Annotated in this window: 11 protein-coding genes; 5 read left to right on the forward strand and 6 right to left on the reverse strand. The window is 68.3% G+C overall.

The window, feature by feature from the left end; genetic code table 11:
• Positions 1-232 (forward strand): IS3 family transposase (locus IR155_RS16085; protein ID WP_228067189.1); only part of this gene is annotated, 232 nt, incomplete at its 5' end.
• 452 nt (positions 233-684) lie between these two features.
• Here the strand turns inward: IR155_RS16085 and IR155_RS14995 are convergent.
• The 6 genes from IR155_RS14995 to IR155_RS15020 form a co-directional block, all read right to left on the reverse strand.
• The gene (locus tag IR155_RS14995; protein ID WP_135115593.1) at positions 685-1,440 is read right to left on the reverse strand and encodes a hypothetical protein; all 756 of its coding nucleotides are present in this window, start codon (positions 1,438-1,440) and stop codon (positions 685-687) included.
• Positions 1,441-1,450: 10 nt separating this feature from the next.
• A complete protein-coding gene (locus tag IR155_RS15000) occupies positions 1,451-1,939 on the reverse strand; it encodes a hypothetical protein (protein WP_135115594.1) in 489 nt (162 codons plus the stop codon).
• 462 nt (positions 1,940-2,401) lie between these two features.
• Positions 2,402-2,836, reverse strand: coding sequence for a hypothetical protein (locus IR155_RS15005; protein WP_135115595.1), 435 nt, complete (start codon positions 2,834-2,836; stop codon positions 2,402-2,404).
• A 188-nt stretch (positions 2,837-3,024) separates the two neighbouring features.
• Entirely contained in the window at positions 3,025-3,831 is an 807-nt protein-coding gene (gene istB, locus IR155_RS15010) for an IS21-like element helper ATPase IstB (RefSeq protein ID WP_135115596.1), read from the reverse strand.
• The gene (gene istA / locus IR155_RS15015; protein ID WP_135115597.1) at positions 3,828-5,492 is read right to left on the reverse strand and encodes an IS21 family transposase; all 1,665 of its coding nucleotides are present in this window, start codon (positions 5,490-5,492) and stop codon (positions 3,828-3,830) included. The genes istB and istA overlap by 4 nt, the downstream gene beginning before the upstream one ends.
• A 489-nt stretch (positions 5,493-5,981) precedes the next feature.
• Entirely contained in the window at positions 5,982-6,611 is a 630-nt protein-coding gene (locus IR155_RS15020) for a TetR/AcrR family transcriptional regulator (RefSeq protein ID WP_167760820.1), read from the reverse strand.
• Positions 6,612-6,731: 120 nt separating this feature from the next.
• On the opposite strand from IR155_RS15020, the gene IR155_RS15025 reads away from it, so the two are divergent.
• The 4 genes from IR155_RS15025 to IR155_RS15040 form a co-directional block, all read left to right on the forward strand.
• Positions 6,732-8,264, forward strand: a complete 1,533-nt coding sequence (locus IR155_RS15025; protein ID WP_135115599.1) for an ABC transporter substrate-binding protein — start codon at positions 6,732-6,734, stop codon at positions 8,262-8,264.
• Between the two features lie 48 nt (positions 8,265-8,312).
• Complete coding sequence (locus IR155_RS15030; protein WP_135115600.1) at positions 8,313-9,254, forward strand: ABC transporter permease; 942 nt, start codon at positions 8,313-8,315, stop codon at positions 9,252-9,254.
• Positions 9,251-11,011: a dipeptide/oligopeptide/nickel ABC transporter permease/ATP-binding protein gene (locus IR155_RS15035; protein WP_228067397.1), complete on the forward strand. Its 1,761-nt coding sequence runs from the start codon at positions 9,251-9,253 to the stop codon at positions 11,009-11,011. Before IR155_RS15030 ends, IR155_RS15035 begins: the two co-directional genes overlap by 4 nt.
• Positions 11,008-11,773: ATP-binding cassette domain-containing protein (locus IR155_RS15040; RefSeq protein WP_135115602.1), on the forward strand; the 766-nt coding region annotated here is incomplete at its 3' end. The genes IR155_RS15035 and IR155_RS15040, both read left to right, overlap by 4 nt.

Raw genomic sequence — 11,773 nt, forward strand, 5'->3', positions numbered from 1 at the left:
CGCCCTCGCGGAGGCGGTCAACGGTCTCTACAAGACCGAGCTGATCCGTCAGCGCGGCCCCTGGCGAACCGTCGAGCAGGTCGAGCTAGCAACCCTTGAGTACGTGTGGTGGTGGAACAATCAGCGCCTCCACGGCGAGCTCGACATGCGCACCCCGATCGAGGTCGAAGACGCGTACTACGCTGACCTGGAATCAGCCAATCCGGCACCTGCTGGACAAGGCTCCCGATAGGAACGAAAGTCAGGCCGATTCAGGGGATCGCTGGGCCGCCGGTGATCCGATCGAGGCCGTACGAAGCAGACCCGCGCCGATCGCCGCTGTCGTAGCGCTCGACGAAGGCCCCGCGAATGGCGCCGTGCCCACACTTCAACCACATCTGATTCATGTGGGGTAGCTGCCCAGGTTCGGTGTGCGTGCCCCAGCTGGGAATGTCAACTCCAACCTGGACCACCCTGTCGGTCTGATTCGGGACCACCGATCTGCTTCTGCAGGCCATCGCGGCTGACGCCAGTTTGAGCGCTGAAGCCGGGACGATGCCATCCCGGCTTCAGCATGGTGACGATGGTGAGACGTCCTTCTTCGGAAGAGCTCGCCTCACCCTGCGACCGACGCCCTCAACCATTCGCCCTCAGCTGCGAAGAACCGATCCGCCGCCGGCTGTGGCCGCTTGCGGGAGCGATCGATCAGAGAAGCGCTGTCACAGCGAGGAAGAGATCGCTCGCGAGCCGGAACAGCACAGCAAGCACAAGGGCCGTGGCAACAGCCACCCCGGCAAACCGCCACCACGACGAAATGCCTGGGCTACGCGTCGCCCACCAAGTCACGGTGACGGCTACGAGCAGCCCTGAGGTAATCGTGCTGGTAAGCACGAACAGGCCTCCGGTGTCGGCATCCAAACCAGTCCACGAAGCGGCGGCGACTGCGTTCGTCACTAGCTCTGGCAAGTATGCGAGTGCTGGCGCAAGGCATGTGCCCAGCCACACACCGTTCCACAAATCTCGTCGAGGAGGCGATTTGCGACGGAGCAGTCGGTTTGCCAGCGCCCCCAGCGTCGCGGCGCCGATGGTCGTTCCGATGACCCACACGGCGGCAATAAGAAGGAACTTAATTCCCTGCGGAGAGTTCCAAGTGGCCGCTGAGATGTCCGGGGCGCTGAACGTCCAGGGGCGTAGCACAAACCATCGCAACGTGTAGTAGGTGACAGTGACGCCGGCACCGAACACCCCCGCGCTGACAGCCCCGGCGGGGGGGTTCCGCGCCAGGGCTCCGATGAACGTGGCTCCGAGCATCCAGGTCGACGCTGAGCTCACGATCCCCATAAGGATGGCCCCCATGAGCCCGTGGATGTCATCGGCGATGAACGCTGCCGTGCCGACGACGATCCCGATCCCTGCTGCGAGGAGATGGAACTTGAAAGGTGGGATGGCGTTCGCCAGCATCGCTGCACGACTATGAGCAGTTTGTGTCGACATCCTTGGCCACCCCTTCGATGTCACCCTGCAGGAGCGGATCGACGACCTGCTCCCGCCAGTACTCACGGTCACCCGCTTGTAGCCCGACTGTGTAGTACGGAGTTTCTGTCACTTCCAGGACGTGCGCCATCGCCTGGGCGCGGGTGTCTTCGGACGACTCCGGGCTGACGAGTTCACGGCCCCACGCGCAGTACCAGACGAACGATGCATCGACCTTCCCGAGATCAGCGCCGTATAGGGCCGGCTGTCCGTCTGGCCCGGTGCCGGTGTAGCCGGGATCTGGCCAATCTTGATCAGGGGGCAGCTCAAGGTGAGCTGCCGTCTGAAAGTAGTCCTCGGTCGCGGCTTCCTCGGAAACCCACTCTTCGCCGAAGGCCGTTGGTGGAGAGGTCGCGCACCCGCTCAAGATCGCGAAGCCCGCGAGGACAGCGACGCCAGAAGCGATACGCCGTGATCCTGCCCTCAAATCAATAGCTCATTTGCACGTCGAACGTGTGATCAGCGTTTCGGCACAGACTGAGTCGGTGGAACGCGGTGCGGAACGACTTTCCGTCGGCCATGCTGGTCACGAGCGTCTTCCATGAAGTGCTCTGTGTGAGGGTGACAGTGCTCCCGATCGCAGTCGTTGACCCGAGGTTCGTAACCTTGAAGCCAATGGAAGCGTTGGACCCGTTGCCAACTCCCGTGTTCGACGACGAGCAGCCCTCGGGGGCATCCCACATGTTCACTGAAACGGAGCCAGTTCCGTTCTTGTAACGAGCATTCGCCGAGTAGAACCAGTCGGTGTTGGAGTAGACGACTCCGCTCAACTGGTATGTGTATGCCGCTGTCGCGACGGCCGGCGTTGCCACCATAGCCGTAGCCAAAGCGACGGCTGCCAGGGCTCCGATTCGCTTCCTATTACGCAAAGGTCGACCTGCTCTCGTGATCAGTAGTAGAGGGAACCGGAGAAGTTGTGGTCAGAGTTCGTGCACGACAGGTACCGGGAGAAGGTGGTGCGGAACTGAGTGCCGTCAGCCACGCTGCTCGCGAGCGTCCGCTCGTCGTTGATGACGGGGAAATACTGGATTCCGCCAATAAGAGTCTGTGTGCCAGGCTTGGTGATCGCGAACCGGAGCTGCGTGTTCGCGCTTGAGCCGCACGCCGGAAGATTGCTGAACTTCGCCGAGACCTTTCCTCCGCCACGCTTGGTCCGGATGACGCTCGAGTAGTACCACGCATCCGAGTCCGAGAAGACCGTTCCGGAGATGGAGGTCCAGCTTGCCGCCGCAGCGGGTGCCGCGACGAGGAATGTTGCTCCTAGCGCAAGCGCAGCTGCGATCCCCAGCGTGCGCGCTGATTTTCGGGTGCCCATCGACTTCATCCGTTCCCCTGATTTCAGAGCCATCGTGCGGTTAGCTGAGAACTTACTCCGAGTTTCGGACGTAGCGGGAGAGGCAATTTGGGGGGTCCCACGCGAGACAGGCGGAGGCTGTGACCCCCGGCTCCCACTTGACGCGCGCGCCACGCGGGAATGTGGCGAGCGTCGCCCTGGCCGATCTCGTCGGTGGCTCAGCCGGCTTGCTGGCGGGTGTGGGCGAGGCGGTAGGACTCGGTCCCGGTCTCGATGATGGTGCCGCGGAAGGTGAGGCGGTCGACGATCGCTGCGCAGAGTCGCGGGTCGGTGAAGGTGCGGGTCCATTCACTGAACGGCTGGTTGGTCGCGATCGTGACGGAGGCTTTCTCCTCGCGTTCGGTGAGGACTTGGAAGAGGAGTTCGGCGCCGCGTTTGTCGAGTTCCATGTAGCCGAGTTCGTCGATGATGAGCAGGTCGACGCGACCGTACCGGGCGATGGTACGGGCGAGCTGCGCTTCGTCGGCGGCTTCGACGAGCTCGTTTACCAGCCGCGTCGCGAGGGTGTACTTGACGCGGTAGCCCTTCTCTGCCGCGGCCGTGCCGAGCCCGATGAGCAGATGGGACTTGCCGGTGCCGGAGTCGCCGATGAGGCAGAGCGGGTCGCCGCGGCGAACCCAGTCCCCGGTGGCGAGGGTGTTGATGGTCGCCGGGTTGAGGATCGGGTTGGCGTCGTAGTCGATGTCGTCGAGGAACTTCGGGCGCGGGAATCCGGCGCCTTGGACGCGGCGCAGCGTGGAGCGGCGGTCGCGGTCGTCGACCTCGGCGAGCAGCAGCTCGGCGAGGAACCCGATGTACGACAGCTGCTCTTTCTCCGCCGTCTTCACCGCCTCCTCCAGCACGGCCCTCATGGTGGGCAGGCGGAGGCGGCGGAACGCGCTGTCGGCGGCCGCGACGGCGGCTTCGTCGGTCATCGCGCGCCTACGGCGCAGCACCTGGGTCACCGGGGTGATCGTGGGGCTCATGACGGGGTGGCTCCTTCGTTCAAGGTCTGGGTGGCGGCCTGCTTCGCCGTGCGACGCGCGAGCAGGTCGTCGTACTGCGCAACGGACGGGGTGGGTCGGCGATCGGCCGGTAGTCCGGCGATCACCGCGAGCGGATCCATGAGCCGGCGCTGCGTCATCGACACGACGTTCGCCGTCACCGGCCCGCCCGCAGCGGTGTCGGCGTCGGCGCCGGGCAGGTGCTCGGCGGCGCGACGCGCTTCGACGGCGACGACCTCGGCGAGCACCGACCCCACGCTCATCGCGGCGCGGATCCCGGCGGTCACGGTCTCGGCGGGCATGTGGCGGTGCAGCAGGAGCACATCGATCAGTTCACGGGTGCCGGCGGCGTCGCCATTGACGCGGCGGGAGGCCTCCCAGAATGCGTCATGCTCGGCAGTGAACGCCCCGGTCGCGCGGGCATGAGCGAGCGCCGTGGACCCCACCAGAGCACCGGGCTTGAGCTTGAGGACCTCGAGGTAGTGGTCCAGCTGCACGGCCTGCCCGTTGCGGACCCCGACGCGCTCGTGCCGGGCGACCAAGCGCCGACCGTCGTAGATCAGTACCTCGGACGCGCGCAGGATCGCCCGCACCCGGCGGCCGATCAGCGACGCAGGCACGGAGTACTTCGCCTGCTTGATCGTCACCAACGACGACCGATCCACGATCGGCGTGAGCGGCAAGCCCGGCTCGAACCGGTCCTCCGGCAGCGGGTTCAGCAGCGGCTGCTCGGCCGCCCAGTCCTGACCGACCGTCGACAGCCGGCCCGTGATGCGACGGACGTCATCGCGAGCCTCGCATTCGGCGATGTATGCGTTGAGCTCGTCGACCGACGACACGTCCGGCACCGGGACGAGCCAGGTGCGGCGGAACCGCCCGACTTCGCCTTCGACGCCGCCCTTCTCGTGCGCGCCGTCGATGCCCGGTTCGCAGTAGAACGCGTCGAACCCGTAGTGCGAGCGGAACAGCGCCCACCGCTCGTTCTCGGTCCGTGCCCGGCCGCCGAGAACTTTCGTGACGGCCTGGTTGAGGTTGTCGTACTTGATCTGCAGCGTCGGCACCCCGCCCAGCGTCTCGAACGCCGTCACATGGCCTTCCAGGAACGCCTCCTGCGACAAGGACGGGTAGACGCGGTGGATCGCTTTGCCGGAGTGCGACATCCGGAACACGAACATGTAGCACTTCGTCCGCACCCCGGCCAGGTCGATCCAGAACTCGCCGAAGTCGACCTCCGCCTCGGCCCCCGAGGTGTGCTCCTGCGGCACCGTCGCCGTTTCGGCGAGCGACCCGCTCTCGGCGAGGATCTCGGGGCGTCGCTTGCGGACGTAGTCGCGGACGGATGGGTAGCCGAGCTGCGCGGCGTGCTCGTCGATGAGGCGGTTCCAGATCCGCGTCGCCGTATGCCGCTGCTTCCGCGGCGCGGTCAGATCCGTCCGCAGCATCTCATCGATCGCCGGCTTGAACGGCTCGAGCTTCGGCGCGACCCGCACCGGCGTCTTCCGCGCGGGCGGCTCCGCGCTCTTCAACGCCTGCCGCACCGTCTCCCGTCCGACCTTGTATCGGCGGGCGAGCGTGCGCGTTCCCAGCCCCTCCAGTCGCGCATCACGCCGAATGCTCGCGAACAGATCCACTCGACTCCCCACCGGGCACCTCGCTCCCCGCGCTCCCTGTGAGCACGAACCCAGCGATACAGGTGGTCCCGAATCAGACCGACACGACTCTCCGGTCTTCGCCAGGGTGGTCCTGATTCAGAGCGACAAGGTGGTCCTCAATCAACCTGACACAGACACCAGCCGAGAACTGACATGCGAGCGCGGCTGGTGCGCGGCGAGCGGGGATTGCGCCGATGCGCAGCCCGGCTAATACATGGTGGGCGTCGAGAAGCGCCTTCCCGATGACGGAATCCAGCCGGGAAGGTGCCGACCCAGAACGAATCTCAACCGATCCTTCCGGGAAGCCGGGGCGTGACCAAGTGTCCTAGCCGGGACAAGGTCCCCTTCAGCTCGCGAAGGTTGCGCGCAGATCGCGCGTCGTGAGACCGATCGGCATCGGCGCGTGTCCGCCAGCGCCCCGAGGTGAATCGGGCGTGCGATGCCGGCGGTGCGGCAGCGATGCGCTGGGGCGTCGCCGGCTCAGGCCGGGGTGGGTGCGTGGAGGATGTCGAGGGCCCGCGGCGTGACGAGGCTCGCGAGGAACGATCGTATGAGGACGACGTGCGGCTCTCCGCCCGTGCGATAGAGCCGCTGCAGCTGCAGTCCGTCGGAGAGGGCGGCGTACATCTGGGCGGCCGCGGCCGGCTCGATCCCCTCGCGCAGATCGCCTCGCTCGGCGGCTTCCTCGAGCGCGCGCGTCACCGTTTCGAGGATGAGCGTGTAGCGATCCTGGAAGAATTGGTGCGCGGGGTGGTCTTCGCTCGTCGCCTCGGCGGACAGGAGGGTATACAGCTGCGTCAGGGTGGGGTCGGCCTCATCCCGAGCGGCGATGGTCAGCAGGCCGTTGAGAAGATCGACACCGTGGCGGTCCTTCAGCAGCCGGCCGGCATCGATGTCTCGCTCCCTCAGGACTGCCTCGAGAAGCACCGCCTTGGTGGCGAAGTGATGCGTCAGGCCCGGCATCGTCATGCCCGCCTGCTTCGCGATCTCGCTGAGCGTGCTGTTGAGGTAGCCGGACTGCGAGAAGACGTCGAACGCCGCGTCGAGGATCTCCTCGCGTCGGCGTGCGGTCTTCGCGTATTCGCCGCGCGGCCCTGCTCTTCCTGCCACCCGCTGAACGTACCAGCGCGTGCCGAAAATGAAAATCTTTGCCAATTAAGATATTCGTGCTAGCGTCCACGGTGCCCCCCGGGGCCGACCCGAACACCACCGTCCTCGAAAGGACGTGCAATGAAGCACCGCACCTCGCTTGTGCGCATCGCCGCCGCAGGCACCGCCATCGCCGCGCTCGCCCTCACCGGCTGCGCCGCCACGTCGGCTGAAGAGTCCGCCGCCCCGACGACCCTCCGACTGGGCGTCGTGACCCAGCTCGCGTCGTTCGCGCCGTGGGAAGCCTCGTGGGCGAACCAGTCGCCGTACCTCCAGGCCGTGTACGACACCCTCCTTCGCGCGGAGCCGGACGGCTCCCTCGTCGCCGGCCTCGCCACCGATTGGGAGTGGGACGACACCAAGACGGTGCTCACCCTCACGCTGCGCGACGACGTCACCTTCACCGACGGCGAGGAGCTGACGGCTCAGGTCGTGGCGGACTACCTCACCAAGTTCCGCGACGGAACGAGCGAGAACGCCTCGTTCCTCGCGGGCATGACGTCGGCGGAGGCGACCGACGACCGCACGGTGACGATCACCCTGGCCGCGCCCGACCCGGCCCTTCCGGTCTACCTCAGCCAGAACGCCGGACTCGTCGGCAGCCCGGCCATGCTCGACGCGCCCGACGCCCAGACCACGCCGATCGGCAGCGGCCCCTACACGCTGAACGCGGAGGAGACGGTCGTCGGCTCCAGCTACGCGTTCGAGGCGAACCCCGACTACTGGGATGCCGATTCCGTGCACTACGACGAGATCGATATGACCTTCTACGGCGACCCGACCGCGCTGATGAACGCGGTCAAGGGCGGTCAGCTCGATGCCACCAACACGACCAGCGCGGTGCAGATCCCGGAGGCGGAGGCCGCAGGCTTCACCGCCGAGCAGTACGAGCAGAACTGGATCGGCTACCTGCTGGCCGACCGCGACGGCACGGTGAACCCGGCGTTCGGTGACGTCCGCGTGCGCCAGGCGTTCAACTACGCCCTCGACCGCGAGGGACTCGTCCAGGCCCTCGCCGGCGGCTACGGCACTCCGACGACGCAGGTGTTCGGCGTGAACACGGCGGCCTACGACGAGGCGCTCGACGAGGCGTACCCGTACGACCCCGAGAAGGCGCGCGAGCTGCTGGCCGAGGCGGGATACGCCGACGGCGTGAAGATCGTGATGCCGAGCAGCAACTTCGTCCCGGAGTCCGAGTTCGCCATCTACGCCGAGCAGCTCGGTGCGGTGGGCTTCGAGGTGGAGGGGGAGCCCACGGGCGACGACCTCTTCGGTCGCATGCTGACCGGCTCGTGGGCGGCCTTCTCGATGCTGCTGCAGACCGACCCGACGGCGTGGCAGACCGTCCAGTTCTCTCTCCTGCCGGAGTCGACCTGGAACCCGTTCCACGTTGCGGACCCGACGGTGGTCGAGCTGGCCGACGTCATCCGCTCGGGTGAGCCGGCCGACGCGGATGCCGCGGCCGCGGAGCTCAACGAGTACATCGTCGACCAGGCGTGGTTCGCTCCGGTCTACCGTCCCTCGTCCGCGTTCCTCACGAACGAGTCCACCGAGGCGACGGTGCAGGCGGACAACGCCGTGCCGTACCTGTGGAACATCCGCCCCGCGCAGTAACAGAAAGGCCGGGTGCGGGACCGCGACGGTCCCGCACCCGATCCGCTCATGCTCTCATTCATCGTCAGACGGCTGGCCGCGGGTGCACTCACGGTCGCCACGATCTGCGTCCTCGCGTTCTTCCTTCTCTACATGGGCGCGACCGACATCGCTCGTCGCATCGTCGGCGACACGGCTGATCCCGCGATCGTCGCCCGCAAGGAGGAGCAGCTCGGTCTCGACCGGCCCGTCGTCGCCCAGTTCTCGGACTGGGTCGCGGGCGCGCTGACCGGGGATCTCGGCCGGTCATGGTTCTCCGGGCAGGCGGTGACCGATGCGATCGCCTCGCGCCTGCCGGTCACGCTCTCTCTGACCATCGGCGCGGTCCTCGCCACCGCCGTCATCGGGCTCGTCCTCGGCGTCATCGCCGCGGCCCGCCGCGGCGCCGTCGATCGCGCCATCCAGGCCACGGCGGTCATCGCCGGCGCGATCCCCGGCTTCCTCGTCGCGCTCATCCTCGCTCTCGTGTTCGGCATCGGGCTGCGCTGGTTCCCCGCCACCGGCTACGTCCGTCCCGAGGACTCGATCGCCGGCTGGCTGTCCACCATCACGATGCCGATCATCGCGCTGGCGATCGGCGCCATCGCCAGCGTCGCCCAGCAGGTGCGCGGGTCGATGGTCGACGCGCTGCGCCTCGACTACGTGCGCACGCTCCGCGCACGGGGGCTTCCGACGCGCCGCGTCCTGTACGGGCACGTGCTGCGCAACTCGGCGGGCCCCGCGCTCAGCGTCCTCGGCCTCCAGTTCATCGTCATCTTCGGCGGTGCGGTGGTCGTCGAACAGGTCTTCTCGCTCCCGGGCCTCGGCCAGACCGCGGTCTCGGCAACGGTGCAGGGCGACATCCCCCTCGTGATGGGCGTCATCGTCGTGACCGCACTGCTCGTCCTCGCCATCAACCTGTCGGTCGATCTGCTGCAGGGATGGCTCAACCCCAAGGTGCGCCTCGCATGACGACCTCGATCCCCACGCCCGCCGCCCCCCGCTCCTCGCTCGCCGTGCGGATGCTGCGCAATCCGCTCGGTCTCATCTCGTCGGTCTACCTCGCCCTGCTGCTCGTGGTCGCCGTCGTCGGGCCGTTCCTCACGCCCCACGACCCGGCGCAGACCGCGCTCGGCGATGTGCTCGCGGCGCCCTCTGCGGAGCACCTGCTGGGAGGCGACAGCGCCGGTCGCGACGTCCTCTCCCGGCTCATCGCCGCGACCTCCACGAGCCTCGTCGCGGCCGCGCTGGCGGTCGCCGTCGCCGCCCTCATCGGCGTCAGTGCGGGCCTTGTGGCCGGCTATCGCGGCGGGTGGTTCGACCAGGTCTCCGGGTGGCTGACGGCGACCATCCTGTCGCTGCCCGCGATCGTCGTGCTGCTGGCCGCGCGCTCCGTCATCGGCCCGTCCATCTGGGGCGTCATGGCCGTCTTCGGCGTCGTCCTCGCTCCCTCCTACTTCCGCATCGTCTACGCGGCGGTGCGAGGGGTCCGCGAGGAGCTCTACATCGACGCCGCCCGCGTCGCCGGACTCAGCGACTGGCGCATCGTCGGCCGCCACATCCTCACCGCCGTGCGCGCCCCCGTCATCCTGCTGACCGCCGCGCTCTTCGCCGTCGCCATCGCCATTCAGGCGAGCCTCGACTTCCTCGGAGTGGGCGACCCGACCGTCCCCACCTGGGGTGGGATGCTCAGCGACGGGTTCTACAACCTCTCCCGGACGCCGTGGCTGATGGTCTGGCCGAGCCTGGCCATCGGGCTCACGTGCGTCGCGCTGACGCTGTTCGGCAGCGCGCTGCGCGACGAGCTCGAGCATGCCGCCACCGGACCCGCCCGCACCATCTCCTGGGAGGCGCCCGTCGTCCGTCCCGCCGCCGCGGTGCGTCACGATGGCCCCACGAACGACGAGCCCGTCCTCGAGATCGCCGGGCTGAGCGTCGCCTACACCGTCGACGGCGGGTGGAAGACCGTGGTCGATGACGTGTCGATCAGCGTCGGCCGCGGCGAGGTGCATGCGCTCATCGGCGAATCCGGCTCGGGCAAGACGCAGACCGCGTGGTCGGTGCTCGGCCTGCTGCCCGCGGGCGGCGAAGCCGTCGCGGGGGAGATCCGTCTCGACGGGACCGACCTGCGCACCCTGCGCCCCGCCGAACTCGCCGCCCTGCGCGGTCGACGGATCGGATACGTCCCGCAGGAGCCGCTGAGCAACCTCGACCCGTCCTACACGGTGGGCCACCAGCTCATCGAACCGCTGCGCGTGGTGCTCGGGCTGTCCCGGGCCGAGGCCCGACAGCGGGCCGTCGCGCTGCTCGGCCGGGTCGGCATCGCCGATCCGGATCGCGTCATGCGGTCGTATCCGCACCAGATCTCGGGTGGCATGGCGCAGCGCGTCCTGATCGCCGGGGCGGTCGCGACCGAGCCGCGGCTGATCATCGCCGACGAGCCCACCACAGCCCTGGACGTCACGGTCCAGGCGGAGATCCTCCAGCTCCTGCGCGATCTGCGGCGTGAGACGGGAGTGTCGATCCTGCTGGTCACCCACAACTTCGGCGTGGTCGCCGACCTCGCCGACCGGGTCTCGGTGATGCGCGCCGGGAGCATCGTCGAGACCGGCACGGTCGCCGACGTGTTCGCCGCGCCGCAGCACGACTACACGAAGGGGCTGTTCGCCGCGCTGCTGGACGACGCTCCCGCCCGCGGCCCCCTGACAGTCGAGGAGACACGGGCATGAGCGTCCTCCAGACCACCGCGACGCCACTTCTCGACGTGCGCGACCTGCGCGTCGCCTACCCCGGCACAGGGCTGCGCCGCCGTCCGCACGAGATCCTGCACGGCGTGTCGATCGATGTCCTGCCCGGCGAGACCGTGGGGCTGGTCGGCGAGTCGGGATCCGGCAAGTCGACGCTCGGCCGCGCCGTTCTCGGACTCGCACCGATCACCGGCGGCAGCGTCCGCCTCGACGGGGAGGAGATCGCCCACGCGTCCCGTGCGCGCCGCAGGCAGCTGGCATCCGACCTCGCCGTCGTGTTCCAGGACCCCTACGGCTCGCTCAGCCCCGCGATGACCATCGGCGACACCCTCACCGAGCCGCTGCGCGCCCGCGGAGCGACCGCCCGCGACGCGCAGCGCAAGGTGCAGGAGCTGCTCGATCTCGTGCACCTGCCCGCCGATGCCGCCCACCGGCTGCCGCGGGAGTTCAGCGGCGGTCAGCGGCAGCGCGTCGCGATCGCCCGCGCGCTCGCGCTCGAGCCGCGCCTCATCGTCTGCGACGAGCCCGTCTCGGCGCTCGACCTGACCACCCAGGCGCGCATCCTCGACCTTCTCCGCGAGGTGCAGGAGCGCACCGGGGTCGCCTACCTCTTCGTCTCGCACGACCTCGCCGTCATCCGCGTGCTGTGCCACCGGGTCGCCGTCATGCGCGGCGGCGACATCGTCGAGTGGGGCGACGGCGCCGAAGTCACCTCCACCCCCACCCACCCGTATACGCAGCGAC

Source organism: Microbacterium paludicola (genome assembly GCF_015235415.1).
In the GTDB taxonomy this organism is placed as follows: Bacteria; Actinomycetota; Actinomycetes; order Actinomycetales; family Microbacteriaceae; genus Microbacterium; species Microbacterium paludicola.

What these genes read in the sequence shown, in the direction of transcription:
- istB (WP_135115596.1), bottom strand. Translation starts at nt 3,831, where the DNA reads ATGAGCCCCACGATCACCCCGGTGACCCAGGTGCTGCGCCGTAGGCGC.
- IR155_RS15025 (WP_135115599.1), top strand. Translation starts at nt 6,732, where the DNA reads ATGAAGCACCGCACCTCGCTTGTGCGCATCGCCGCCGCAGGCACCGCC.
- IR155_RS15030 (WP_135115600.1), top strand. Translation starts at nt 8,313, where the DNA reads ATGCTCTCATTCATCGTCAGACGGCTGGCCGCGGGTGCACTCACGGTC.
- IR155_RS15035 (WP_228067397.1), top strand. Translation starts at nt 9,251, where the DNA reads ATGACGACCTCGATCCCCACGCCCGCCGCCCCCCGCTCCTCGCTCGCC.
- IR155_RS15005 (WP_135115595.1), bottom strand. Translation starts at nt 2,836, where the DNA reads ATGAAGTCGATGGGCACCCGAAAATCAGCGCGCACGCTGGGGATCGCA.
- IR155_RS14995 (WP_135115593.1), bottom strand. Translation starts at nt 1,440, where the DNA reads ATGCTGGCGAACGCCATCCCACCTTTCAAGTTCCATCTCCTCGCAGCA.